Source organism: Salinivibrio sp. PR919 (assembly GCF_001995355.1).
Lineage (GTDB): Bacteria > Pseudomonadota > Gammaproteobacteria > Enterobacterales > Vibrionaceae > Salinivibrio > Salinivibrio proteolyticus.
The window spans coordinates 21,374-46,833 of sequence record NZ_MUFL01000015.1; the positions used below are offsets into that span (position 1 = coordinate 21,374).

The following is a 25,460-nucleotide window of genomic DNA, read 5'->3' on the forward strand; positions in this document are numbered from 1 at the left end:
TGGTAGATTGCGCAATATTAACCACTCGGCCATTGCAAGCACACCACGAGTCCACCTTGTGGATGGTTCGCGGCACTGACTTGGCCACCATGCTGCTGTACGGCTTGTGCGGTAATCGCCAGCCCAAGCCCAGTACCGCCCGATTGACGGTCTCGCGCGGCAGACACGCGATAAAAGGGGCGGAAAATATCAGTCAGCATGGTCTCAGGAACGCCGGGGCCATCGTCCTGAATCTCAATATTTAACCCCGCTTGCTCGCTCGTGACCGATAGGCAGACGTGTTTATTGGCGTAGCGAATCGCATTACGCAGCACATTGTCGAGCGCACTGCGGGCTAAGCGCACATTGACGGTTAATGCGACATCAGGAAAGGGAGTCGCCTCGATCTGTTTACCTTGCTGCCCCGCTTCAAATTGGGCATCGTCAACAACCGATTGCCAGAGTACTTGAGCACTGATGGATTCGCGTTCAAGGTGTCCTTGCGATTGCAGTCGTGACAAGGTGAGCAACTCACTGATCAAGGCTTCCAATTGGCTCGCTTCCCGTTCAATCCGCGCTAATACCTCGCTATCGCCCAATTCACGCGCAGCCAAGGCGCGTGCCATTTGTAATCGCGTCAGAGGTGAGCGCAACTCATGGGAAATATCTGACACCAGTTGTTGCTGCCCAGTCACCATCTGATTAAGCGCAGTCACCATTTGGTTAAAGCCTCGACCTGCATCGCGAAACTCTTTGGGGCCTTGCTCAAGGGTAGGGTCAATCACCAACTGCCCCTTGGCGACCCGCTGACTCGCGGTTTGAAACCGACGCGCGGGACGCGTCAAGGTATATGCCAACCAGAGCAACAAAGGGGTACTGACCAACATGGTCACCACTAATAAGTGCTGCGGTTTTTCCAAAATTTTAAGCACAAACGGCAGCTTGGGTTGCCAACGCCGAGCATGATAAAAGGTTCCGGCTTCACGCGCGGTAGTGACGGGGAAAGGGCCGGCTAACATATTGCGGTGATAAAGGCGCTGCATCGGCGCGTCGGTGTCGGTGGTTTGCGATATAAAATGGCGTAATTCGCGTGGCAAAGATCCTAATGTCGCGCTATCAGGCACCCAATACAACTTATAGGGCGTGCGACGATGACCGCGATGTTGATTCTGACGTGCAACCATCATCGCAATTGGAATCTCACGCTGTTGTGAGATTGCTACCAATTGTTCCAGTTGGGCCTGGATACGAGCTTTTTCCGGCGAGGGAATGGCATGCAAGCTACGCGGATCCTCTCGCTGTGCCCAAATAACCGCCGCCAACACCGCCAGCAGCGTCAGCCAGAAAATGACAAAAACCCGACCGTATAAACTTCCGAGAAAGGGCACCCGAGACCAGCGCTCGGCGAGCTGGCGACGCCAGAGACCTAGTCGACCCATAGATAGCCCTTACCCCTTAGGGTTTTAATCCTAGGTTTGCCATCAAGGCGCTCTGGCAGCTTCTTACGCAAATTGGAAATATGCACATCGACTGCACGGTCAAAGGGCATTAGTCGCTTTCCTAGCACCTGCTCACTTAACAAGGCTTTACTTACCACTTCACCGGGGTGATGAAGCAAACAGGCCAACATTTCGGTTTCCATACCGGTCAACGCCACGGGTTTATCTTGGCACACCGTCTCTAATCGACGCGGGTACACTCGCACATCATGATGGGCCAGTACCGGCTCATCTTCAGGCGGTGCCGACTCTAAGCTTATCACCTGCGTTCGGCGCAAAATGGCCCGCATTCGCGCCAAAAGTTCGCGATCGCTAAAGGGTTTAGCCAAATAGTCATCCGCCCCCAGCTCGAGCCCCATCACTCGGTCTACTTCTTCTCCTCGCGCCGTGAGCATCAAGATCGCGACGTTGGATGTGGCGCGCAGCTGACGCAAGGTTTCCATGCCGTTCAAAACCGGCATCATCACATCAAGCAGAATAATGTCAGGGGGCGAGGCTCTCGCCATCTCAAGGCCAGCTTGGCCATTATCCGCACAACGCACCGAAAATCCCTCCAGTGAGAGCAGCTCACTGAGTAAATCCGTCAGTGCGGTATCATCATCGATGATCAAAACCTCTTGCATGGCAATCAGACTCTCTGCCCATTATCAATTAGCTGTAGTTCTATCATAGCTACGCCCGCGGGTGAGTGACTTTACCCATCTTTACACCGAATAACGTGACTTTACACCCCAGCCCGTAAGCTAAACAGGTAACCACTCACCACCGGAGAAAAATAATGAAACGTTTCACTATCGGCCTAGCAATAGCCGCCATTGCCCTGCCCACCCTCGCCGCTCCCCACTTTGGCGATGGTATGGACCGCGGTATGTGGCGTGATCTGAACTTAACCGAGGCTCAACAGAATCAACTCCAAGCACTGCGTGATGAGTATCGCACTCAACGTCAGCAGGCACGCGGCGACTTTCAAGCAAAGATGAAAACCTTATTGACCCAAGAGACCTTTAATGAGCAGGCGGTGCGCGATTTATTGTCGGCTCATCCACAGCCGAATATTGAACGCCGCGTGGCCCATGCGCGTCATCAACACGCGATGATGCAGGTGCTCACCCCGGAGCAGCAAACCGCGTTCTTTGACGCCATGCATAAAAAGCATGACAAACAAGGCAAAGGGCATCATCGTCATCACGGCAAAAAAGGCGATTGTTCACGTTAAACCTGCGTCGTGTCATACGTTTGCTGTGAATGAGATATATACTGAGGGCAGAATTTATTAACCTTCTGCCCTTGGTATGACAAAAAAGTATGCCTTCTGGGTTGAGGCCGCTGCTTGGGCCGCAACCTGCGTCGCCACCCTATTGCTGGTCGCCAAGCTGATTGCTTGGTGGCTGACCGGCTCGGTCAGTGTGCTCGCCTCCTTCGTCGACTCGCTACTCGACTTGCTCGCCTCATTAACCAACTTAGTCGTGGTGCGTTATGCCGTGCAACCGGCTGACAATGAACACAGCTTTGGCCATGGTAAGGCTGAGTCATTAGCCGCCGTAGCCCAATCAACCTTTATTGTCGGTTCGGCCTCGTTTTTGCTGCTCAGTGGGCTTGAACGTTTGTTCAAGCCTGTACCTATTGCAGCCCCTGAACTCGGGGTCGCTGTGAGTGTGGGGGCAACGCTCGTGACTTTGGGGTTGGTGCTGTTTCAAAAGTGGGTAATTCGTAAAACCGCGAGCCCCGCGATTCGCGCCGATGCGCTGCACTATCAGTCAGATTTGCTGATGAATGTGGCGATCATTATTGCATTGGTCCTTAGTTGGTATGGATGGACACAAGCCGACGCCTGGTTCGCGATTGGGATCAGTGGCTTTATTTTGTGGCAAGCAATCAAAATGGCCTACGAGGCAGTCCAGTCGTTACTCGACCGGCAAATTCCGCTTGATGATCAGGAACGCATCGCCGTGCTTTCCAGCTCTGTCGCGGGTGTGCGGGGGATCCACCAGCTGCGTACACGCCAAGCTGGGATGACAACGTTTATCCAACTGCACATTGAGCTGGATGACGAGCTACCCTTAGTAGATGCACATACCATTGCCGATGAAGTGGAAGACCGGTTGCTCATTGCATTTCCCGGCGCGGACATCATGATCCACCAAGATCCCGTGTCCGTGGTGAACAAAGAGCGCACACAATTCTCGTCATCGGCAGTGAACAAAAGCCCACAGGGCTGACATGTATCAACTTTTTAGCGACAGTAATTGTAATACTATTACAGAAGTAGGAAAATTAYAGTCTAAGCAACAGTCGTTGCGGGTTCACTGGGGCAAATAGGTTGCCATTACCGCAATCGGCGCGAACTAATTGACCAAAAGTCAGAGGGTAACCATGGTTAGAAAAATTGGTGTTTTGACCAGTGGCGGCGATGCGCCGGGCATGAATGCAGCGATTCGTGGAGTGGTACGTAGCGCACTCACCGAAGGACTCGAAGTTTACGGCATCTATGATGGCTTTCTCGGTTTACACCAAAACCGCATTGAGCGTCTTAACCGCACCAGTGTTTCCGACGTGATTAACCGCGGCGGTACGTTTTTAGGCTCAGCCCGCTTCCCTGAGTTCGCGGACGAGAAAGTACGTGAACAAGCGATCCAAAACCTCAAGATGCACGGTATCGATGCACTGGTGGTAATTGGCGGCGACGGCTCATTCATGGGCGCCAAGAAGCTTACTGAAATGGGCTATCCTTGTATCGGCCTACCCGGCACTATTGACAACGATGTAGCCGGTACTGACTACACCATCGGTTACATGACCGCCTTGAACACCGTTATCGATGCGATTGACCGTCTGCGCGATACCTCATCCTCTCACCAACGTATCTCGATTGTCGAAGTGATGGGCCGCCATTGTGGTGACCTCACCTTGATGGCATCCGTTGCGGGTGGCTGCGAATACATCATTACCCCAGAGACTGGCTTGGATAAAGACAAACTGCTGTCGAAAATCAAAGAAGGGATCTACAAGGGTAAGAAACACGCCATTGTCGCTATCACAGAATTGATGACCGACGTAAACGAACTGGCGAAGTTTATCGAGACCGAAACCGGCCGCGAGACCCGTGCAACCATCTTGGGCCATATCCAGCGTGGCGGCCAACCGGGTGCTTTTGACCGTATTTTGGCATCCCGCATGGGTGCGTATGCCGTCGATCTTCTCCAGCAAGGTGAAGGTGGCCGTTGTGTGGGTATTCAGAACGATAAAATGGTGCATCACGACATCRTCGACGCTATTGAAAACATGAAGCGTCCATTCCGCCAAGATTTGTACGAAGTAGCAGAAAAGCTGTTTTAATCTCGTTCAATATGCGAACAAAAACGGAGCCAGTGGCTCCGTTTTTTTATCGGCTAGATTAGATCCCATCACCAGAGATAAAGGTTTTATGCGAGCCGTTGAATTCTTGGTCCATATCCAAAGACGGCATATGCGAGCTGGGTCGGCCCACAATTTTCGCCGGTACACCGGCCACGGTGGTATGGGGCGGAACAGGGTTGAGTACCACAGAGCAGGAACCGATTTTCGCGCCTTCGCCAATATCGATATTGCCCAAAATCTTCGCCCCTGCGCCAATCATCACCCCTGTGCGGACTTTTGGATGGCGATCGCCCCCTTCTTTACCAGTACCGCCCAAGGTCACGTCTTGTAGGATAGAGACATCGTCTTCAATCACCGCGGTTTCGCCGATCACAATGCCAGTGGCATGGTCAAACATAATGCCACGCCCGATACAGGCAGCAGGGTGCACATCAACTTGGCATGTCACCGAGATTTGATTTTGAAGATAGGTGGCGAGCTCCTTACGGCCCTGACGCCATAACCAATTCGCGACGCGAAAGCCTTGCAACGCATGAAAACCTTTTAGGTATAAAAGTGGCGTTGAATATAGCTCCACCGCGGGATCACGCTCTACCGTGGCACAAATATCGCAGGCGGCTGACTCCGTCACGCAAGCATCATTGGCATAGACTTCTTCGATGACCTCTCGCACCGCCATCGACGGCATCGACGGGGTCGATAGCTTGTTCGCCAAAATATAACTTAACGCACTGGCAAGGTTGTCGTGCTTGATAATGGTGGCATGGTAAAAACTCGCCAACATCGGCTCGCGTTCAGCATGCTCGCGCGCTTCCTTTTTCACCGCTTGCCATACGCGGTGTTGCTGGCATTCTTTTCTGGCCTTATTCACTGCCTTCGTCCTTACAAAAATGACCTACAACCAGGACGCATATACGTCCAGTGCCACTGCCAGTGTATAAAAAAAACGCGCGGTTCTCACCCCGCGCGTTTATGTCTGCACTCGCTGGGCGATTATTCCGACTTTTTCTCTCGTGCGAGCAAGTCTTTTGCTGCTTGTTGAGCCGCTTTACCTTGGTAAAGGACTTGATAGATTTGCTCGACAATCGGCATTTCCACACCCGCGCGTTGCGCCAGCGCCCACACTTCTTTGGTATTGCGGTAACCTTCAACCACTTGACCAATCTTATCTTGCGCGTCTTGAACGCCCTCGCCCTGCCCGAGCGCTAAGCCAAAGCGACGATTTCGAGATTGGTTATCGGTACAAGTAAGCACCAAATCACCGAGTCCAGCCATGCCCATAAAGGTATCGCGTGACGCACCGAGCGCCTCGCCCAAGCGTGTCATWTCAGCAAGCCCTCGGGTGATCAGTGCGGTGCGCGCGTTGGCGCCAAAGCCAATCCCATCGGAGATCCCTGCGCCAATCGCAATCACATTCTTCACCGCACCGCCAAGCTGCATGCCGATGAAGTCGTGGTTACCATAAACGCGAAAGCTGTGCTGACAGTGAATGGTGTCTTGTAACTCACTCACAAATGTCGCATCCGGAGAGGCCACAGAAATCGCGGTAGGCAAGCCTGCCGCCAGCTCTTTGGCGAAGGTGGGACCCGACAAGACCGCAAGCGGGATGTTGTCGCCCAGTTGCTCCCGAGCCACCTCTTGTAAAAGGCGTCCGGTTTCTGGCTCAAGCCCTTTGGTAGCCCAACACACGCGAGAATCAGCACGTAGGTAAGGCTTCACCTTACCCAGCACATCACCAAAGACGTGGCTGGGTACCACAACTAACAAATCGCGGCTGGCATTCACTGCCACCGCTAAGTCAGCACACAAGATCAATGAGTCCGGAAACGAGATGTCAGGCAAAAACGCCTGATTGGCACGATCCGTTTCAAGCTGCGCGATATGCAGGGGATCATGGCCCCACAACACGACATTGGCACCGTTTCTGGCAAGTGAAATCGCCAGTGCTGTGCCGTAAGAGCCTGCGCCTAGTACGGTGATTGCAGCGTCTTGTGTCGGTGCCAACGTGGTCATGGCCAATCCTTACGCTTGCGCGTCTTCGGTTTTTTGCTCGTCAGCTTGCTGTTGCAAGTAGTTCATGAACAGCGCATCAAAGTTAACAGGCGCTAGGTTCAGTTGCGGGAAGGTGCCTTTGACGACCAAGCTTGAAATGGTTTCACGGGCATACGGGAAAAGAATGTTCGGGCAGAATGCACCCAAGCAGTGTGCCAATTGTGGCGCTTCCATGCCAGTCACTGAGAAAATACCGCCTTGCTGCACTTCACAAAGGAAGGCATTGCTGTCTTGGTTTTTCACTGTCACCGTGAGGCGCAGAACCACTTCATAAATGCCTTCGCCTAGCTCACGGCTTTGCGTATCGAGATCCAAGTTAACGTCTGGCGCCCAATCTTGTTGGAACACTTCCGGCGAGTTTGGCGCTTCGAAAGACACATCTTTCAAAAACACGCGTTGGATTGCAAAGTTTTGCTCGGCTTGTTGATTGGTTTCTGCTTCAGCCATGATGGTTAATCCTTACTTTAAATTGGCTCAATGTGCCCAGCACATTAAAAAAAGCGAGCCGCCGCGTCATGCGACCGCTCGATATTTGAGTTGATGATCACTTTTTCTTCTTAGTTTTGCCCTTGCTGCTTTTGGCGCGAACCAGTGGCATATTGGCATCATTCCAAGAGGTGAGACCATCTTTCAGTACATACACAGTGTCAAACCCAGCTTTGACTAGCTGGTTTGCGCTTTCTGCCGCCGTTTGACCTGTTTTACATACCACAATGATGGGGTCATTTTTGTGCTTTTCAAGCTCACCCAGTGAGTTCGATTTGATTTCACTCGGCAAGAGGTTGATCGCACCGGTGATGTGGCCAGCACGGTACTCATCACGACTGCGGATATCGACAAACACACCGTTTTCACGGTTGGTGATGATCGCCGCTTGGTTCGGCGCAACCACTTTGTATGCCGCGGTTTTCTGCTTAATTAAGGACATCAGCAGTGCTGCGGCCAAACCTACCCAAACCAAAGTGAGGAGCATGTTGTTGGAGACGAAATCGATATATTCCTGCATAATCTTTGCTCTATACTGCTTGCTGACTCGCGTCGCGAGAATCCATCAAGGGGTGAAAAATGGTGTCGAGTATAACTTGCTCGCCATGGTTTTACAGCCTGTCCGCGCAAATCCGCGCGCTCGCTCACTTGCCAGATGACTAGCACGGTTTTCCCCATCCGCTCAATAACTTGAAAAGAAAGAAGGTTTCACCAATAGCAGAAATCGAGCAAAGCCATTCGCAAGCCGGCTGGATCTTCGCCATAATGAGGGGACTCAAGGGGTATTGGCAAGCCTAATGGTCAACTTGTCAGCAGGGATAATTGATCTTAGCCTACATATCGCGGCGTAAAATGTAGTAAAATTACGCTCATTCAATGACCATTGAGTCATGCTGCTGCTCAGCTCGGGTCGGCATCAAGCCTCAGTGGTTGTCTTATGGCAGCCAATGTCAGTCTTTAGCTTGAATTGAGAGGACGTAATATGTCTGCAAAAAAACCACTCGCACTGGTGATTCTCGATGGTTGGGGTTATCGCGATCCACAAAGCGATAATGCGATCACCAACGCCAACACCCCGGTACTCGATAGCCTGATGGCCGCTAACAGCACCTTGATCTCTGCATCAGGTTTCGATGTGGGCCTGCCGGACGGGCAAATGGGTAACTCAGAAGTGGGACACGTGAACATTGGTGCTGGCCGCGTGGTTTACCAAGACTTGACTCGGATCACCAAAGCCATTGCAGATGGTGAATTTAACCAAACGCCAGCGCTGACTGCTGCGGTTGATAAAGCGGTAGACAAAGGTAAAGCGGTTCACATTATGGGTCTGATGTCGCCAGGCGGTGTACACAGTCATGAAGACCATATTGCGGCTATGGTTGAGCTTGCCGCTGAACGCGGTGCCGACCAAATCTACCTGCACTGCTTCCTCGACGGGCGTGATACGCCACCACGCAGCGCCAAAGCATCACTTGAGCGTTTTGATGCCCTATTTGCCAAACTCGGTAAAGGCCGTATTGCGTCTTTGGTGGGCCGTTACTACGCGATGGACCGTGACAACAACTGGGACCGTGTTGAGCGCGCGTATGACCTGCTTACCCAAGCCCACGGCGAGTTCGCTGCCACCAGCGCGGTTGAGGGCCTAGAGGCTGCGTACGCCCGTGAAGAAAACGATGAGTTTGTCGCGCCGACCGAAATTTATCGCGACGGTGATAATAAAGCGACCATCAACGACGGCGATGCAGTGATCTTCATGAACTTCCGTGCCGACCGTGCGCGTCAAATGACCCGCGCCTTTATGCCGGATTTCGATGGCTTTACGCGTAAAAAATACGCCGAGCTGTCTGACTTTGTGATGCTGACAGAATATGCGGCCGACATCGATACCACGGTCGCCTTCCCACCAGAGAGCTTGTCTAACACCTTGGGTGAGTGGCTCTCGAAAAACGGCAAAACCCAGCTGCGTATCTCAGAAACCGAGAAGTACGCTCACGTGACTTTCTTCTTTAACGGCGGTATCGAGACCGTGTTTGAAGGCGAAGAGCGTGCGTTGGTTGCCTCACCAAAAGTAGCAACCTACGATCTGCAGCCTGAAATGAGCTCAGAAGAGTTGACTGACAAGCTCGTTGCGGCCATCAAGTCTGGCAAGTTCGACATGATCATCTGTAACTACCCGAACGGCGACATGGTCGGCCACACTGGCGTGTACGATGCTGCGGTGAAGGCATGTGAAGCGGTAGACCATTGCATTGGTCGCGTGCTTGAAGCGATTAAAGAAGTGGACGGCCAGATGCTGATCACCGCCGATCACGGTAACGCCGAGATGATGGTGGATCCAAACACTGGTGGCACTTACACCGCGCACACCAATTTGCCAGTGCCACTGATGTATGTGGGCAGCAAAGACATCACGTTGAAAGAAGGCGGTAAGCTGTCTGATCTGGCCCCAACCATGCTGGCCTTGGCCGGTATGGAGATTCCAGAAGAGATGACTGGCAAGCCGGTGTTCGATCTGAAATAATCCTCTCATGCGGGAGAAACGAACACGCTTTTTTACAGCCCTCCGCGCCAGTGCCTTGTGCACTGGCGTTTTTCTGTGCCTGCTCACTTTTTCAACGAGCGCCAATTCCCAGTTGGAAGGGGTCAGTGATGAAATCGCTCGCCAACAATCGCAATTGGCCGCACACAACAAAAAACTGAATCACCTGCAACGCGATTTAAAAGCGCAAGCCACGCGTATTGAAACGCTATCGAAACGGATTCGCTCTGCACAGAGCGCTCTTGGTGATACAGAAGCCGAGATTGAGACACTCACTAAAAAACAGTCCCGCCTCCAACAGGAGATGATTGGCCAGCAAGCCTTACTGGCCGACTTACTGGACGCACAATACCGTCAAGGCCAAAACGATCAGCTCCAGCGACTACTCAGTGGCGATGATATTGCACAATTAGACCGACTCACACGCTATGCCGAAACCTTGGCACAGTCTCGTCAAGCTGCGATTGAGTCCCTCGCCGCGACACGCACCGAATATCAGTTAACCGTGCACCAATTGAAACAACAACGCGATAAGCAGTCTGCTTTAGTCACCGAACTGCAAGAGAAAAAGCGGGATTTGGAAAGCGAGCAAAACGCACAAAGTCAAACGGCGAAAAAAATTCGCGCACAAATTGCCAGTGACAGTGCCTACCTTGCGGAACTCAACGCGAACAAACAACGTTTACAAGAAGAAATCGCCGCGGCGGCACGACGCGCCACCGTGAAGATGGCAGGGATTGCGAATGCCAAAGGCAAGCTTACTTGGCCCGTCAAAGGCAGGTTATTACACCGTTTTGGCGAACGTCAGTCCGGCCAAGTCAGTTGGAACGGTGTGGTGATTGGCGCCAAGCGCGGCACCGAAGTGAAAGCGGCGCATGCGGGTAAAGTGGTGCTATCGAGCTGGTTGCGTGGCTATGGCCTATTGATTGCCGTAGACCACGGTAAAGGTGACATGACCTTGTATGGTTATAACCAAGCCTTGCTAAAAGATGTAGGCGATACCGTGACCGCCGGTGAGCCTATCGCCTTGGTCGGCGACAGCGGTGGCCAATCCACCCCTTCCTTGTATTTCGAAATTCGCCGCAAAGGCAACACCACCAATCCACTCCCTTGGCTGGATTAAAAACGCCCACCAAATAGGTGGGCGTGCGGGTGTTTTGCGTACATCAGCGCTGCTACACCAGAGGCATTAACGCTGCCAATCGAGGATCACCTTGCCAGATTGCCCTGAACACATCACATCAAAGCCTTGTTGGAAGTCATCCACGCTGTAGTGATGGGTGATGATCGGGGTTAAATCCAAGCCAGATTGAATTAACGATGCCATCTTGTACCAGGTTTCGAACATCTCGCGGCCGTAGATACCTTTGATCACGAGCCCTTTAAAGATCACCTGATTCCAATCAATGCCCATATCACTCGGTGGGATGCCAAGAAGCGCAATCTTGCCACCGTGGTTCATGGCTGCCAGCATGCTATTAAACGCCGCCGGCACCCCAGACATTTCGAGGCCAACATCAAAGCCTTCCGTCATGCCAAGCTCTGCCATTACCGACTCCAGAGATGACTCAGCCACATTGACCGCACGTGTAACACCCATCTTACGAGCAAGCTCGAGGCGATATTCATTCACATCGGTGATCACCACATGACGCGCCCCAACATGACGCGCCACCGCAGCGGCCATGATGCCAATCGGCCCTGCGCCGGTGATCAACACGTCTTCGCCCACCAAATCAAAGGACAGCGCCGTATGCACGGCATTGCCGAATGGGTCGAAAATCGAGGCTAAATCATCGGAGATCTCATCGGGGATTTTGAACGCGTTAAACGCTGGGATCACCAGATACTCCGCGAAGGCACCTTCACGGTTAACGCCTACACCAACGGTGTTGCGGCACAGGTGAGTACGACCGCCGCGACAGTTGCGGCAGTGTCCACAAGTGATATGCCCTTCACCCGATACGCGGTCACCCAATGAGAAGCCGCGTACCTCCTGACCAATGCCGACTACTTCACCGACATATTCATGGCCAACCACCATAGGCACCGGAATGGTCTTTTGCGACCACTCATCCCATTTGTAAATGTGCACGTCGGTGCCACAGATGGCCGTTTTTCGAATCTTTATCAGTAGATCGTTGTGCCCCAGCTCGGGAAGCTCGGTCTCCGTCATCCAAATGCCGGGCTCCGCTTTGAGTTTCGCCAACGCTTTCATGGTTGTTTGTGTCATGACATTACCCAATCAGTTGCATCTCTTTGCCTACTTTAATGAAGGCATCAATGGCTCGGTCCAATTGCTCACGCGTATGCGCGGCTGACATCTGGGTGCGGATACGTGCTTGACCTTTCGGTACCACTGGGTAGGAGAAGCCCACCACATAGACGCCCTCTTCCATCATGCGCTCGGCAAACTCACTGGCGACTTTGGCATCGCCAAGCATCACAGGAATAATGGCGTGATCGGCCCCTGCTAGCGTAAAGCCAGCTTCCGTCATGCGTGCACGGAAGTGCTTGCTGTTGTCCCAAAGCTGCTCACGCAAGTGGTCACTCTCGGCTAGCATATCCAGTACACGGATAGAGGCAGACACAATCGCAGGTGCCAGAGAGTTGGAGAAGAGATAAGGGCGCGAACGCTGACGCAGCCAATCAATCACCTCTTTTTTGCCTGACGTGTAGCCCCCTGACGCGCCGCCCATCGCTTTACCCAAGGTGCCGGTGATGATGTCGACACGATCCATCACTTGATGGTATTCGTGCGTCCCTCGGCCATGCTCGCCCATAAAGCCAACTGCGTGGGAATCATCCACCATGACTAGCGCGCCATATTGCTCCGCCAGATCGCACACAGCTGGTAAGTTCGCCACCACGCCGTCCATCGAGAAGACACCATCAGTCACAATCAAGATATTCGCCACACCGGCGGCTTTCGCGGCTTTAAGCTGGGCTTCCAGTTCGTCCATATCGTTGTTGGCATAACGGAATCGCTTCGCTTTACACAAGCGTACGCCATCGATAATTGACGCATGGTTTAGCGCATCAGAAATAATGGCATCGTCAGGGCCGAGAATGGTTTCGAACAAGCCCGCGTTGGCATCAAAGCATGAGGAATACAGGATGGTATCTTCCATCCCGAGAAAGTCAGATAACTTGGCTTCCAGGGTTTTGTGTGCATCTTGCGTCCCACAAATAAACCGTACCGACGCCATACCAAAACCGTGCTCATCCATCCCTGCCTTGGCAGCCTTGACCAACTCAGGATGGTTCGCCAACCCCAAGTAGTTATTGGCGCAAAAGTTCAGTACCTGCTGCTCATGATTGACGGCAACACTGGCCGCTTGTGGCGAGGTAATAAGACGTTCACTTTTGTACAAGCCATCAGCTTTTACTTGCTCAAGCTGGTGACGAATTTGCTGATAGAAGGCAGCCGTCATCGCAATCTCCATGCTGTGATGATTACTTTACGAAGGTCGCTGCCCAACGGTGGCAGCGAATGATGGCGGCTATCATGGCACGTTAAATACCCGGGTGCCAATAAGGGATGTCAGACAGTGATTCATATCGTGTAATCGCTGTCATCTTGTTTGAATATCACGCAGCTAGGCAGGCAAACCGTCGAACTACTCAGTTCAGCGTGTCTAAAGCATGCTTATCTTGGCGAACTAATTGCTTGCGATAGTGGTCTATTAATACACCAATGGCGGCTTGCCCTTGTGCGGTAGTTAAGGGCCTGAGGAGCTCTAGCATTTGCAGCACGCCTTTATAAATCACCCCCGCGTGAATTTGCGTTTGGGGAGCCTGGGCGCTTTGGTAAAAAATCCAGCTCGACGCCACCAACTTCAGGGTTTCGCCAACGGCACTAAGGGCACTTTCATCCAGCGCGAGCCAGCCTGCTTGGCTATAGTGTTGAAGTATGGTCATTAAATTAACTTGCAGCTGTTGCTGGGCGGCCAAGTACTTTTGTTGCAAAGCTTCATCTCGGCGCAGGATGTCGGGCAGGTTGGCGTAAAAGAACCGATACCGCCACATCAGGCTAAACGTCGCGTCTAAATAATGCTGCAACAGGGCTTGGGTATCGTCGCGGGGCTGATGAGGATCAAACGCCAAGGCGAGATCTTGCGCGTATTGGTCGAATATACTGTGTATAATCGCCTCTTTATTACGAAAGTGATAGTAAAGGTTGCCCGGGCTGATACCGAGGTCAGCCGCAATATGGTTTGTGGTAATATTTGGCTCGCCGTGTTGATTGAACAAAGCCAGTGCAGCATGGATAATTCGATCGCGGGTTTTCATGTATGGTTCTGTCCTCTGCCCGGTTGATGCTAAACCATACTATCACAGACAACAGCGAAGGCGACGGCRTCTGTCGTCAGGCAAAAATTTAGGTAATGATATGATAATTGTGACAGGTGGCGCCGGCATGATCGGCAGCAACTTAGTAAAAGCACTCAACCAGCAAGGCTATCGCGATATTGTGGTGGTCGATAACCTAAAAGACGGCACCAAGTTCGCTAACCTCGTTGATCTCGATATCGCCGACTACATGGATAAAGACGATTTCCTCACCCAAATTATGGCGGGTGATGACTTTGGTCCTATTGAGGCGGTTTTTCACCAAGGCGCCTGCTCTTCCACCACAGAGTGGGATGGTAAGTACATGATGCTCAATAACTATGAGTACTCCAAAGAGCTACTCCATTATTGTATTGAGCGTGATATTCCATTCTTATACGCCTCGTCAGCAGCTACTTACGGCGGCCGCGACAGCGATTTTATTGAAGCGCCCGACTATGAAGGGGCACTCAATGTCTATGGCTATTCGAAGCAGCAATTCGATAACTATGTCCGTCGCGTATGGGACGATGCGGCAGCTCATGGTGAAACACTGCCACCTATCACCGGCTTTCGCTACTTTAATGTGTATGGCCCACGCGAGCAGCACAAAGGCAGTATGGCCTCAGTGGCCTACCACCTTAACCAACAAATTTTAAACGGTGAAAATCCCAAACTTTTTGAAGGCAGTGATACCTTCAAGCGTGATTTTGTCTATGTCGGCGATGTTTGCGCAATGAATATCTGGTTCTGGCAGCAGCAAATCTCTGGGATTTTTAACTGTGGTACCGGCCGTGCTGAGCCATTCAGCGCTGTTGCCAATGCAGTGATCGCATTTCACGGCAAAGGTGAAATTGAAGAAATTCCATTTCCTGCCCACCTGAAAGGCCGTTACCAAACCTACACGCAAGCCGATCTCACCAAGGTTCGAGAAGCAGGCTACACCGCAACATTTAAAACCGTTGCTGAAGGTGTTGCCGCGTACTTGGCCGAAATTAATCGCTAATAACAATAGTTCGCCCCAGTGAGGCTGGGGCGTGAGAAAGAGCAATGACAAAACAGCGACACGATTACGACGCGCATGCTTACAACCCAGAATTTTCGCGGGCCTATCTGGCGCCAAAATACTGGGGCACATGGCTGATGCTTTTGGTTGCCCTTCCCGTTTGTTTACTCACTCCGGCTAAGGCGAAGTATCGCTTTTCTCGCTGGGTCGCCAACAAACTGGTAGCAAAGAAAAAAGGTACCATTTTGAATGCATGGCTTAACCTCGAAGCCTGCTTTCCTGACAAATCCGCCGAGGCACGTCAGGCGATTTTGGTAGAAACCTTAACCACGGCTGGGGCCTTTTTGCTTAGCTTTCCGCTGATCACCTTGCGAAGCCGCCATTGGTTTCAACACCACTGTGACGTCGCGGGCATGGAGAACATCACTCGCCACACGGATAATGACGAAGCGGTGATCCTGTTTGTGCCCCACACATGGGCCATTGATGCCGCAGCCATTCTGTTTGCTTCTCAAGGACTGCCGGTGGCGGCCTTTTCTAAACGACAAAAGAATCGCCTGCTGGATTGGCTGATGCATCGCCAACGCGTGCAATACGGCGGGAACTGCTACGAACGTGAGGCCGGTATTAAACCCTTTATTCGCGCCGTTAAACGCGGATTTCTAGGTTACTACTTGCCCGATGAAGATATGCGTGATGAAAGCAGCGAATTCGTGCCGTTTTTTGCCACCACCAAAGCCACCTTGCCAAGCTTGGGCAAGCTAAGCAAAGTGACCCGTTCCCATATTGTCCCGGTATTGTCCGGCTTTAATGCCCAAACAGGGCGATTTAACATCACCGTTTATCCCGCATTCAACGACTTTCCAACCGGTGAAAGTCAGACAGATGCACGCGCTATGAATGCGCAAATCGAGACAATGCTAGAAGGACAGCTAGACCAATATATGTGGATTCTTCAGCTTCTCCGGACCCGAGAAGATGGCCGCAACATTTATCAAGAAGCAAAAAAGAAGGCGGCAGCATGATGAACATACTGGTCATTGGTCCATCTTGGGTAGGCGATATGGTGATGTCACAATCACTGTATAAAACTATTAAGCAACAGCACCCTAACGCCAAGATTGATGTGATGGCACCAGCGTGGTGTGCCCCAATTTTGGCACGCATGCCAGAGGTCAATCGCAGCATTGAGATGCCGCTCGGCCATGGCGAATTTGCGCTCGGTAAACGTCGCCAATTGGGTAAAGCACTCGCAAAGCACCACTATGATCACGCCTATGTGTTGCCTAATTCGGCCAAATCGGCACTGATCCCTTGGTTTGCCAATATTCCAGTGCGCACAGGCTGGAAAGGTGAAATGCGGTATGGCTTGCTGAATGACTTACGCCCCAACAAGAAAGCCTTTCAGTACATGGTTGAGCGCTATGTCGCATTGGCTCACCCTCGAGCTGAGATGCAAAGCTCGGCCTCACTCGGCGGTCTTGAAGGCCTGCCAAAACCTGAGTTAACCATTGACCCTGACGCACAAGCGGCCGTGGTCAAAAAACTGGGGCTGAATCAAGATAAGCCCGTGCTTGGTTTATGCCCAGGGGCCGAATTTGGCCCAGCGAAAAAGTGGCCCGAGCGCCACTATGCCGCGGTCGCACAAGCGATGATTGCACAAGGCTACCAAGTGTGGCTATTCGGCTCGGCAAAAGACGTTGAAACCTGTGAAAACATTGCCGCACTGTCTGGCCAGCAAGATGACATGTATGTGTTAGCGGGAAAAACCAGCCTGATTGAAGCCGTTGACTTACTCGGCGCCTGCCAAACTGTGGTCAGCAACGACTCGGGCTTAATGCATATCGCTGCCGCGGTAAATTGTCATGTGATTGCAGTATACGGCTCCACATCCCCGGAATACACGCCCCCATTAACCCATAAAGTCGATATTATTCACACCGATATCGACTGTCGCCCATGCTTTAAACGCGAATGTCCGTTAGGGCATTTAAAATGTTTAAACGATTTGGACCCACGCCAGGTAATTGATCTAGTGGCAAGGACAGGGAAGCCATCATGACCAAAACAACTAATACTCTTGCCGTCGCACTGATTGTAAAAAACGAGGCACACAATCTCGAGCCGTGTCTACAGTCCGTAGAGGGATGGGTCGATGAGATCATCATTCTTGATTCTGGCAGCACCGATCAGACGCTCGATATTGCCAAACAATATACAGACAAAGTTTATATTGAATCAGATTGGCAAGGTTTTGGTAAGCAGCGACAGCGCGCACAAGCATATGTGGAAAGTGATTTTGTCTTGTGGCTAGATGCTGATGAACAAGTCACACCTGAATTAAAAGAAAGCATCTTAAGTGCCATTAATAGCCAACAAACGAACACAGTTTATTATGTGAACCGACTATCCCGTGCATTTGGCAAGGAAATAAAACACTCTGGTTGGCACCCTGATTGGATCTGTCGTCTCTATAAAACATCTGAGGCTCAGTATTCTGACTCGCTAGTCCATGAACATGTTTTAGTACCCAGTACACATCAAAAAGTCTATTTAGATGGTGTATTAAAGCATAATACATTTCATTATCTTCATGAGTACACCGCGAAGACTAACCAGTACATAAAGCTTTGGAGTGATCAGAGGGAAGGTAAAAAGTCGTCGAGTGTATTAAAAGCTATTAGCCATGCACTATTTCGATTCATAAAAATGTATATATTAAAAAAAGGCTTTTTAGATGGTCGACATGGGCTTGTCCTCGCACTACTCAGTGCTAATGTCGTCTTCACACGCTATGCCGATTTGTGGTTGAGAGACTATGTTAAGAGGCAATCTTGATATGCACATTTGCCATGTCAATCTTGCATCTGGGTTTAGCGGCGGTGAGCGACAAACACTCACACTGATCAAACAACAGCTCGCAATGGGTTATCAACTCACTGTGGTCGCTAACCCCAAAAGCCCGTTTGCTGATGAAATTCGCGCACTTGAACAGTGCCAATTAGTGCTTTGTAAGCATTATACTCGCTCGCATCAGCGCTCAATCACCGCTGACTGCGATGTGGTACATGTTCATGAAGGCCGAGCCATCTATTGGGCGCTGCTCCAGCGCTTGATACATGGCGTACCCTATATCGTCACACGACGCATTGATAATCCCCTAAAGCGTAAATGGCTATCTCAACTTGCCTATACTCGTGCAAGTACGTTGGTCGGGCTCAGTTCGGAGATTGTCCGCCAGATAACTCGGCGCCATCCTCAAGCGAATGTCGCAACCATTCCTAGCTCTCCGGTTCAGTATCCGGTTTCAGACGCGGACGTCGACGCGATTAAGGCGCAGTTTGCTAATAAGTTTTTGGTCATTCAAGCCGCGAATATGTACGCTCACAAAGGCTTTGATGTCACGATTGGCGCCGCCAAGGCGCTCGAGAAGCATGCTCCTCAGGTTCACATCTGCTTACTAGGCGACGGTAAAGCGCGCGCTGAGCTCGAAAAACAGGCACAAGGCCTTGGCAACATTAGCTTTATGGGTAAACAAAGCGCAATGGGGAACTGGTTCGCAGCCGCCGATTTGCTGGTTCATCCTTCGTATAGTGAAGGGCTAGGCTCTGTGATCCTCGAAGCGATGGCCACAGGCTTGCCGGCAGTTGGTACGAAGGCAGGCGGGATCCCTGATATTATTAATCACGAGACTAATGGCTATCTGATCCCGTCTGGTGATGCTGCATCACTTGCTCACTATATTGAAACCCTATCTCAAACACCTGAGTTGTTAGAATGTATGGCCCGAGAAGCATTAAATACAGCCAAAAAATTTGATATCTCAATATGCGCACAAAAGTATCAAGATATTTACCAGCACGTCATCCATGAAAAACTATAGCTTGTCTAAACCATTGTTTGCCCAGAATGCTTTATTTTTCACGGTTTCTTGAAAGATCTCCTGATTGATAGATGGCCTTTTAAGCTCTTGGTGATAAAGGTGCAGTAATGCTGCACCAAATTTTAGTGCTTTTGTTTTTATACCAACGCCATTCAAACGAAATTCAATATCTGTATCTTCACCCACTGCAGGCGCTTCATAGTTCATATCAAATCCGTTGATTTTTTTGAAATCGTCTTTAAACAAAGAAAAATTACAACCGATAATAGACTTTTCTAAACGCCTTTTTAACATTAGATTTCTGAGAAACTTTATATGAATACCATTTTCAATGTGTTTACCGGTAACGTCTGTATCATAACCTAACAGATTAAACCACAAATAACGGAACATCATTGGAATAAAATAAACATGACTAAATGTTGACTTCTCTGGAGAAGAATATAATTTTTGAGTGTATTTTTCAGACAGCTCGACACGGCGCCCACAAACGACCACCCCTTTTTCTGCAGCATAAAGATGATCTTGCACAAAACCAGCTTGAGGTACACAATCGCCATCGATAAAAATTAAATAATCCGTTTTAGACGCAGCGATCGATTTATTCAAAATTCGATTTTTTCTAAACCCTTTATCTTCATGCCACACATGTAACACGCGAAAAGGGAGTAATTTAATATAGTCTTTTAACCATGAAGTGATATCATCAGATGATCCATCATCGGCAACAATCACATCAAAGTTATAGGTTTTCTCTTCTTTGAGTGATTGGAAAATCATACACAATGCCTTTTTATTATTGTAAAAAGAAATAATGACTGTTGCTTTTCTATCGTCCATAATATTTTTAAATCATTTGGAAGGTGTTAATTTGTTTCGTAGTATAACAATTATGTATAAGGTTTGGGACTGATTCGTGCGCTGGCTATACACCTTTATCCTGACTCTTGTGGCCCCATTATTATTAGTGGGCCTATATCGAAAGCGTCCCGGGAAACCGGCCGTCGGTGCGCGATGGCGGGAGCACTTTGGCCGTACGCCAGCTGTTGAGGGGCAGCCGATTTGGCTGCATGCGGTTTCTGTGGGCGAAGTGCTCGCCGCGAAACCCGTAATTGCCGCGTTGCAGCAGGCCTATCCATCCATTCCTTTGCTCGTCACCACCACGACCCCAACCGGCGCAGAGCAGGCAGAGAAGATAGAAGGCATTATCCATCGCTATATGCCAGTCGATTTTAACTTCGCTGTCCGTGGTTTTTTGCGCGCAGTAAAACCCCGCCTGTGCGTGATTATGGAAACCGAGCTGTGGCCAAACACCCTCGTTAACGTCCATCAAGCCGGTGTGCCTATCGTGGTCATCAATGCGCGCTTGTCCGAGAAAGCGTGCCGCGGCTATAAACGAATCGCACCGCTATTTCGTACCATGAGCCAAAATATCGATGTAATTTTATGTCAGCACGACAGCGATAAGGCCCGTTTTGCCGAATTGGGGGTTGCTGACAATAAGCTGGCGACGGTCGGCTCGGTCAAATTTGATATTAAAGCTACGGACCCACATCTGGGCCAATCACTGATTGATGACATTGGAGCGCGTCCATGCTGGGTCGCCGCCAGTACGCATGAGGGCGAAGATGCCATCATGCTCGACGCCCATGCTGCCTTGCTCCGTGATTATCCCGATGCCTTGTTAATTTTGGTTCCCCGTCATCCGGAGCGGTTTGATGGCGTAGAAGCGCAGATCCACACCCACGGACTCAGCGTCCAGCGCCGTACGAGTGACGCGCCAATCGCCCTATCCTCGCAAGTCTATTTAGGGGATACCATGGGAGAAATGATGACATATCTGGCTGCTGCGAACGTGGTTGTCATGGCGGGTAGCTTTCTCGGCCCTAAAGTCGGTGGGCATAACTTGCTCGAGCCTGCCGCGCTCGCGAAGCCACAATTAACGGGACCCAGCTACTACAATTTCCAAGTGATTGGTGACACCTTGATTGAAGCGGGCGCCTTGCAAGTATGCAACGACAGCCGCGATATTGCCGCGAAGATCGGTGCCTTTTTCTCGTCGCCACCACTGGGCGCGCAAGCAGGACAAGCCGGATTACAGGTTGTTGAGCAAAACCGAGGGGCAGTCGAGCGCACCTTGCAAGCACTGGCGCCTTGGTTAAATCGCTAACCCCTATTTGCGAATCTTGTTATAGCCTTTTAGCACGGCGGCCCAATCTTCGGGCTGCCAATGGATTTGACGTTTTTCCTTCTCTTTTTTAAACGAGCGATGCAAACGCGCTAAGTTGTCTTCTTTCCATTGTTCACCATCACGCTGCTGGCATTTGTCGAAATCAATTAACCACAACTTGCCTTTCTTATCGCGAAGAATGTTGTGAATATTGAGGTCAGTGTGACAAACACCGGCATCGTGAAGCCGTCGAACGAGTCGTCCGATGGATCGATAATCATGAGCCAATAGTGCATGTTCACAGAGAATAGCCACAAGATCGCGCGCGCCTGGCACTTTTTCAACCAGAATATCTGCCCGATACGTGCGCCCAGATTTGACCGCGCGCGCCGCAACCGGTCGAGGCACTGGCAACTTTTTCGCCCGCAAATAGGCGAGTAACGTCAGCTCCGCCCCGCAACGGGTTGTCTCCCAACCGGTGAACCAGTACTGATCTTTTACCAGCTTACCGAACAAACCGCCCCGATAATAATGGCGCAATGCCATTTCCATCTTAGGACCACGCACAAAAAACGTCGTACCGCGTCCTTTTGCTGAACCCGTCACCGCGGCTTGCTGATGCCAATAGTGAATATCGAAATAGTGGCGTGGATCCCCTTCCACCAACTCAGGGTCAAACCAAATACATTCGTTGTCGCGCTGTTCTACTTCTATACTCACTGTTTTTCCTATCTTGCGGTCTCTGCAGCGCCTATCAGTGTAACGTGCCTATTTTCAGATTCACAGACGCGCCACGATGAAGAACAATGCGTCTCGATGCATGATTTGATAACCTCTGCCCAGATAACACATCAAAAGGACAACCCTGTGACCAAGAAACAACTGACCCGTGTGATTTACCCGGGCACGTTTGACCCCATCACTAATGGCCATCTTGATTTAGTCGAACGCGCTGCAAGCATGTTCGATGAGGTCATCGTCGGTATTGCCGCAAGCCCCAGTAAAAAACCCCTGTTTGACCTGGACGAACGCGTCGCCTTAACCCAAGCGGTAACCAGTCATTTGCCCAATGTCTCTGTGGTCGGTTTTTCTGGACTACTGGTGAATTTTGCCAAGCAATACCAAGCCAACATTTTGGTACGCGGTCTACGTGCTGTCTCTGATTTCGAGTACGAGTTCCAACTGGCTAACATGAATCGCCGTTTGATGCCTGAGCTTGAAAGCGTGTTTCTCACCCCATCCGAAGAGCACTCGTTTATCTCATCGACCTTGGTCAAAGAAGTGGCACTGCACGGCGGCGACACCAGTGAGTTTGTACACCCTGATGTCTTAACCGCACTTTGCAATAAGCTTCACGTCAATACGCCATCATAGTGGCTGGCAATGCGGGCAGAATACCGTTGCCCGCTGCCCAATCACCACACGCTCTAATACCGTCTCGCATTGCGGGCAAGGTTCGCCGGCTTTGCCGTACACCCGAAGCTCCTGAGCAAAATAACCGGCTTTGCCATCTGCATTGGTAAAGTCTTTTAAGGTCGTCCCCCCTTGGGCAATCGCCGCCGCGAGCACGGTTTTTATCTCATCGACAAGACACGCTGCTTCTGAGTGCGTCAGGCTCCCTGCTGGGCGTTTGGGGTGGATCCCTGCACAAAAAAGAGATTCATTGGCATAGATATTCCCCACGCYAACGACCACCGCGTTATCCATAATGAAGGATTTCATCGCCAGTTTTTTACCCTTCGCACGCGTCAGTAAATAATCAGCGTTAAAAGCGTCACTTAATGGCTCAGGGCCAAGCTTACTCAGCACTTGATGCATTGTATCCTGCGCTTGCCACAGCCAAGCACCAAATCGTCTTGGGTCGTGATAGCGGATCATCATATTGTTGCTGAGAATGACATCCACATGGTCATGCTTTTCTGGGGCTAAGCTGGCGGGTAATACCCGTAAACTGCCCGACATCCCAAGATGCACAAGCGCCGCCCCTAGATCGCACTCGAGCAACAAATATTTGGCACGACGTGTTATCCGGCGAATCACTTGACCTTGGAGCAATTGCAATTCATCAGGCACCAGCCAGCGCAGCTGTGGTTGGCGAACAATAATTTGGGTGACGGTCTGACCTTCAACATAGGGAGTGATCCCCATGCGACTGACTTCGACTTCAGGTAATTCAGGCATGATAAGGACTTTTACTTACGACTTAGTCAACGGAAAAAGGTAACGGCTATCAACAGACACCGCCAGCCATTGGCCTTGCTCATTTTGCATTAACCAAAATTGCGGCTGCTGATAATAAGTAATACGGATAGGTTCTTGATCAGGACTACGCAGCAGCTCAAGCGTCCGCGGTGCGGTTAGTTGCGGCCGCAGCGATTGCAAGGTAGCGTCATTCACTTGTGTCCCTTWCAGTCCCAGCCAACGCTGAGCCAGCTCCGTGGGGCTAATCAATAACGGCTTGTCGGTTTGCCAACCATCGAGCGTTCGCGTCAAGGTTAAGTGCGAGAAGCGCAGCGCGAGCACCTCACTGCGTGACGTCACCAAGGCAATCACACCGTCAGGCATATCTCGGGCGTGGCGTTGGTGGCGCAGGTAGTCAGGCAATAGCATCAAACCGAAAAAGATCACCACGGAAAAAATGAGGATGTTGTTCCACGTTTTTCGTTTTAGCTTCATGAGACACCGCCACTGGATACCCGACTTTGTTAATCAGCAGTATATACACAAATGAGGCTGGCGTTGATAGCTAAGCAACCGGATGGCCCAKCCAGGAAAAATAGATATAAAAAAACCCAGCCTAGGCTGGGTCTTTCTCGAAACTTTCAACCAATTACTTGATTTTGGCTTCTTTATACATAACGTGCTTGCGAACTACGGGATCAAATTTTTTGATCTCGAACTTGCTTGGCATGTTACGTTTGTTCTTATCTGTGGTGTAGAAGTGACCAGTACCAGCAGAGGATACTAGACGAATCTTCTCGCGAATGCCTTTAGCCATTCTCTAAGTCCTCTTATACTTTCTCACCGCGGGCACGCATTTCTGCTAGTACAGAATCGATACCTTTTTTGTCGATGATGCGCATACCTTTAGTAGATAGACGCAGTTTAACGAAGCGTTTTTCGCTTTCTACCCAGAAACGATGAGTTTGCAGGTTCGGCAGAAAACGACGCTTGGTGGCGTTATTAGCGTGAGAGCGGTTGTTACCAACTACAGGACGCTTGCCAGTTACTTGGCATACTCGTGACATGAAAGTCTCTCCAAAATCGTTTCAGCTCGATATCAACCTTGTCCGCCAGTCCTGCAAATTCAAGGTCAGGCTCAAGGTCAAGGCTATCAAAGGTGGCGCATTATACTAACTGAATTCACATTGCTCAAGTCCCGAGCAGATCCTTTTGCGCTCTTTTTGATCGTTTTTTTCGCCAAAGGCGATCCTCAAAGGGATAACAACCAACCTCGTTCGGCGAAGGATACCACTTCTCCGTCCCCAACCACCAGATGATCAAGCACACGAATGTCGACTAATCCCAACGCTTGAACGATTCTTTCGGTGATTTGGCGGTCGGCCTGACTCGGCTCTGCCACACCCGAAGGGTGATTGTGGGCCAATATCAGCGCCGACGCATGTAATTCGAGTGCGCGGCGCACAATTTCACGCGGATACACACTCGCCGCATTGTGAGTGCCCTCAAAAAGTTGCTCATCGGCAATGACACGGTGTTGATTGTCGAGAAATAACACATAAAACGCTTCGCGGGGCCGGTCTCGAAGCAGCGTCGACAAATAACGGCGGGTATGATCAGGGCTGGTCAGTGCATCGGTTTTACTTAACGTTTCTTTTAAATAACGGCGACTAAGCTCCAATACCGCCTGAAGCTGGGCATATTTCGCGCTTCCTAGCCCTTTGTGCTGACAAAACGCAGCTTGGTTAGCACCCATCAGCGCACGCAGCGAACCAAAGTCATTTAACAGGTAGTCGGCCAGCTCGACCGCACTCATCCCCGTCACCCCAGTTCGCAAAAAAATCGCCAGTAACTCCGCATCAGACAGGCTTTGTGCCCCTCTACTCAGCAAACGCTCTCGTGGGCGGCAATCTTGCGGCATGGTTTTTAAGCTCATGATCGTTCTCCCTTTGCTGAGCCAGTCGTCGGCTACGACA

Annotated in this window: 28 protein-coding genes; 12 read left to right on the forward strand and 16 right to left on the reverse strand. The window is 50.8% G+C overall.

What is annotated here, in order from left to right; genetic code table 11:
• Window positions 1–17 precede the first annotated feature (17 nt).
• Both cpxA and BZG83_RS04510 read right to left on the reverse strand, forming a co-directional pair.
• Window positions 18–1,418, reverse strand: a complete 1,401-nt coding sequence (gene cpxA, locus BZG83_RS04505; RefSeq protein ID WP_077479524.1) for an envelope stress sensor histidine kinase CpxA — start codon at window positions 1,416–1,418, stop codon at window positions 18–20.
• The gene (locus BZG83_RS04510) at window positions 1,406–2,101 is read right to left on the reverse strand and encodes a response regulator (protein ID WP_077479525.1); all 696 of its coding nucleotides are present in this window, start codon (window positions 2,099–2,101) and stop codon (window positions 1,406–1,408) included. The genes cpxA and BZG83_RS04510 overlap by 13 nt, the downstream gene beginning before the upstream one ends.
• Window positions 2,102–2,256: 155 nt before the next feature.
• Here BZG83_RS04510 and BZG83_RS04515 point away from each other — a divergent pair, with 155 nt between their 5' ends.
• The 3 genes from BZG83_RS04515 (at window position 2,257) to pfkA (ending at window position 4,814) form a co-directional block, all read left to right on the forward strand.
• On the forward strand, window positions 2,257–2,694 hold the full coding sequence (locus BZG83_RS04515) for a Spy/CpxP family protein refolding chaperone (RefSeq protein ID WP_077479526.1): 438 nt from the start codon (window positions 2,257–2,259) through the stop codon (window positions 2,692–2,694).
• 76 nt (window positions 2,695–2,770) lie between these two features.
• A complete protein-coding gene (fieF, locus tag BZG83_RS04520) occupies window positions 2,771–3,697 on the forward strand; it encodes a CDF family cation-efflux transporter FieF (protein ID WP_077479527.1) in 927 nt (308 codons plus the stop codon).
• Between the two features lie 154 nt (window positions 3,698–3,851).
• On the forward strand, window positions 3,852–4,814 hold the full coding sequence (gene pfkA, locus BZG83_RS04525; protein WP_077479528.1) for a 6-phosphofructokinase: 963 nt from the start codon (window positions 3,852–3,854) through the stop codon (window positions 4,812–4,814).
• Between the two features lie 58 nt (window positions 4,815–4,872).
• Here the strand turns inward: pfkA and cysE are convergent, their stop codons facing one another.
• The 4 genes from cysE to BZG83_RS04545 all read right to left on the reverse strand — a co-directional run bounded on the left by cysE (window position 4,873) and on the right by BZG83_RS04545 (window position 7,893).
• Complete coding sequence (gene cysE, locus BZG83_RS04530; RefSeq protein WP_069590864.1) at window positions 4,873–5,706, reverse strand: serine O-acetyltransferase; 834 nt, start codon at window positions 5,704–5,706, stop codon at window positions 4,873–4,875.
• Window positions 5,707–5,828: 122 nt separating this feature from the next.
• Window positions 5,829–6,848 (reverse strand): NAD(P)H-dependent glycerol-3-phosphate dehydrogenase, encoded by a 1,020-nt coding sequence (gene gpsA / locus BZG83_RS04535; RefSeq protein ID WP_077479529.1) that lies wholly within the window; start codon window positions 6,846–6,848, stop codon window positions 5,829–5,831.
• A 9-nt stretch (window positions 6,849–6,857) separates the two neighbouring features.
• Window positions 6,858–7,334, reverse strand: coding sequence for a protein-export chaperone SecB (gene secB / locus BZG83_RS04540; protein WP_069590868.1), 477 nt, complete (start codon window positions 7,332–7,334; stop codon window positions 6,858–6,860).
• A gap of 97 nt (window positions 7,335–7,431) precedes the next feature.
• Window positions 7,432–7,893, reverse strand: coding sequence for a rhodanese-like domain-containing protein (locus tag BZG83_RS04545; RefSeq protein ID WP_077479530.1), 462 nt, complete (start codon window positions 7,891–7,893; stop codon window positions 7,432–7,434).
• 462 nt (window positions 7,894–8,355) lie between these two features.
• On the opposite strand from BZG83_RS04545, the gene gpmM reads away from it, so the two are divergent.
• Both gpmM and BZG83_RS04555 read left to right on the forward strand, forming a co-directional pair.
• Window positions 8,356–9,894, forward strand: a complete 1,539-nt coding sequence (gene gpmM / locus BZG83_RS04550; protein ID WP_077479531.1) for a 2,3-bisphosphoglycerate-independent phosphoglycerate mutase — start codon at window positions 8,356–8,358, stop codon at window positions 9,892–9,894.
• Between the two features lie 112 nt (window positions 9,895–10,006).
• Window positions 10,007–11,035 carry a murein hydrolase activator EnvC family protein gene (locus BZG83_RS04555; protein WP_338012744.1) on the forward strand — a complete coding sequence of 343 codons (1,029 nt, stop codon included), beginning with the start codon at window positions 10,007–10,009 and terminating at the stop codon, window positions 11,033–11,035.
• Window positions 11,036–11,101: 66 nt separating this feature from the next.
• Here BZG83_RS04555 and tdh read toward each other — a convergent pair whose 3' ends face one another.
• The 3 genes from tdh to BZG83_RS04570 all read right to left on the reverse strand — a co-directional run bounded on the left by tdh (window position 11,102) and on the right by BZG83_RS04570 (window position 14,205).
• On the reverse strand, window positions 11,102–12,130 hold the full coding sequence (gene tdh / locus BZG83_RS04560; protein ID WP_101494759.1) for an L-threonine 3-dehydrogenase: 1,029 nt from the start codon (window positions 12,128–12,130) through the stop codon (window positions 11,102–11,104).
• Between the two features lie 19 nt (window positions 12,131–12,149).
• Window positions 12,150–13,346: a glycine C-acetyltransferase gene (locus BZG83_RS04565; RefSeq protein WP_069590876.1), complete on the reverse strand. Its 1,197-nt coding sequence runs from the start codon at window positions 13,344–13,346 to the stop codon at window positions 12,150–12,152.
• A 190-nt stretch (window positions 13,347–13,536) separates the two neighbouring features.
• Window positions 13,537–14,205: a TetR/AcrR family transcriptional regulator gene (locus tag BZG83_RS04570; protein ID WP_069590877.1), complete on the reverse strand. Its 669-nt coding sequence runs from the start codon at window positions 14,203–14,205 to the stop codon at window positions 13,537–13,539.
• 100 nt (window positions 14,206–14,305) lie between these two features.
• Here BZG83_RS04570 and rfaD point away from each other — a divergent pair, with 100 nt between their 5' ends.
• The 5 genes from rfaD to BZG83_RS04595 are packed head-to-tail and all read left to right on the forward strand — an operon-like array spanning window position 14,306 to window position 19,133.
• Window positions 14,306–15,250 carry an ADP-glyceromanno-heptose 6-epimerase gene (rfaD, locus tag BZG83_RS04575; protein WP_077479533.1) on the forward strand — a complete coding sequence of 315 codons (945 nt, stop codon included), beginning with the start codon at window positions 14,306–14,308 and terminating at the stop codon, window positions 15,248–15,250.
• A 44-nt stretch (window positions 15,251–15,294) separates the two neighbouring features.
• Window positions 15,295–16,275 carry a lipid A biosynthesis (KDO)2-(lauroyl)-lipid IVA acyltransferase gene (locus BZG83_RS04580; RefSeq protein ID WP_077479534.1) on the forward strand — a complete coding sequence of 327 codons (981 nt, stop codon included), beginning with the start codon at window positions 15,295–15,297 and terminating at the stop codon, window positions 16,273–16,275.
• Window positions 16,275–17,312 carry a lipopolysaccharide heptosyltransferase II gene (gene waaF / locus BZG83_RS04585; protein ID WP_101494758.1) on the forward strand — a complete coding sequence of 346 codons (1,038 nt, stop codon included), beginning with the start codon at window positions 16,275–16,277 and terminating at the stop codon, window positions 17,310–17,312. The genes BZG83_RS04580 and waaF overlap by 1 nt, the downstream gene beginning before the upstream one ends.
• Window positions 17,309–18,088, forward strand: a complete 780-nt coding sequence (locus BZG83_RS04590; protein WP_077479536.1) for a glycosyltransferase family 2 protein — start codon at window positions 17,309–17,311, stop codon at window positions 18,086–18,088. Before waaF ends, BZG83_RS04590 begins: the two co-directional genes overlap by 4 nt.
• Window position 18,089: 1 nt before the next feature.
• On the forward strand, window positions 18,090–19,133 hold the full coding sequence (locus BZG83_RS04595; RefSeq protein ID WP_077479537.1) for a glycosyltransferase family 4 protein: 1,044 nt from the start codon (window positions 18,090–18,092) through the stop codon (window positions 19,131–19,133).
• Here the strand turns inward: BZG83_RS04595 and BZG83_RS04600 are convergent.
• Window positions 19,128–19,973: a glycosyltransferase gene (locus BZG83_RS04600; RefSeq protein WP_077479538.1), complete on the reverse strand. Its 846-nt coding sequence runs from the start codon at window positions 19,971–19,973 to the stop codon at window positions 19,128–19,130. The genes BZG83_RS04595 and BZG83_RS04600 overlap by 6 nt on opposite strands.
• 76 nt (window positions 19,974–20,049) lie before the next feature.
• On the opposite strand from BZG83_RS04600, the gene waaA reads away from it, so the two are divergent.
• The gene (gene waaA, locus BZG83_RS04605; protein WP_077479539.1) at window positions 20,050–21,303 is read left to right on the forward strand and encodes a lipid IV(A) 3-deoxy-D-manno-octulosonic acid transferase; all 1,254 of its coding nucleotides are present in this window, start codon (window positions 20,050–20,052) and stop codon (window positions 21,301–21,303) included.
• Between the two features lie 3 nt (window positions 21,304–21,306).
• On the opposite strand, the gene BZG83_RS04610 is transcribed toward waaA, so the two are convergent.
• A complete protein-coding gene (locus BZG83_RS04610) occupies window positions 21,307–22,017 on the reverse strand; it encodes a 3-deoxy-D-manno-octulosonic acid kinase (RefSeq protein ID WP_077479548.1) in 711 nt (236 codons plus the stop codon).
• 153 nt (window positions 22,018–22,170) lie between these two features.
• Between BZG83_RS04610 and coaD the strand changes: the two genes are divergently transcribed.
• Window positions 22,171–22,677 carry a pantetheine-phosphate adenylyltransferase gene (gene coaD, locus BZG83_RS04615; RefSeq protein ID WP_069590889.1) on the forward strand — a complete coding sequence of 169 codons (507 nt, stop codon included), beginning with the start codon at window positions 22,171–22,173 and terminating at the stop codon, window positions 22,675–22,677.
• Here coaD and mutM read toward each other — a convergent pair.
• The 5 genes from mutM to radC form a co-directional block, all read right to left on the reverse strand.
• A complete protein-coding gene (mutM, locus tag BZG83_RS04620) occupies window positions 22,672–23,484 on the reverse strand; it encodes a bifunctional DNA-formamidopyrimidine glycosylase/DNA-(apurinic or apyrimidinic site) lyase (RefSeq protein ID WP_077479541.1) in 813 nt (270 codons plus the stop codon). The genes coaD and mutM overlap by 6 nt on opposite strands.
• A gap of 15 nt (window positions 23,485–23,499) precedes the next feature.
• Window positions 23,500–23,979 carry a hypothetical protein gene (locus BZG83_RS04625; RefSeq protein WP_077479542.1) on the reverse strand — a complete coding sequence of 160 codons (480 nt, stop codon included), beginning with the start codon at window positions 23,977–23,979 and terminating at the stop codon, window positions 23,500–23,502.
• A gap of 154 nt (window positions 23,980–24,133) precedes the next feature.
• Window positions 24,134–24,301, reverse strand: coding sequence for a 50S ribosomal protein L33 (gene rpmG, locus BZG83_RS04630; RefSeq protein WP_069590895.1), 168 nt, complete (start codon window positions 24,299–24,301; stop codon window positions 24,134–24,136).
• A 13-nt stretch (window positions 24,302–24,314) separates the two neighbouring features.
• Window positions 24,315–24,551, reverse strand: coding sequence for a 50S ribosomal protein L28 (rpmB, locus tag BZG83_RS04635; RefSeq protein ID WP_069590897.1), 237 nt, complete (start codon window positions 24,549–24,551; stop codon window positions 24,315–24,317).
• Window positions 24,552–24,736: 185 nt separating this feature from the next.
• Window positions 24,737–25,420: a RadC family protein gene (gene radC, locus BZG83_RS04640; protein WP_077479543.1), complete on the reverse strand. Its 684-nt coding sequence runs from the start codon at window positions 25,418–25,420 to the stop codon at window positions 24,737–24,739.
• Window positions 25,421–25,460: the final 40 nt, after the last annotated feature.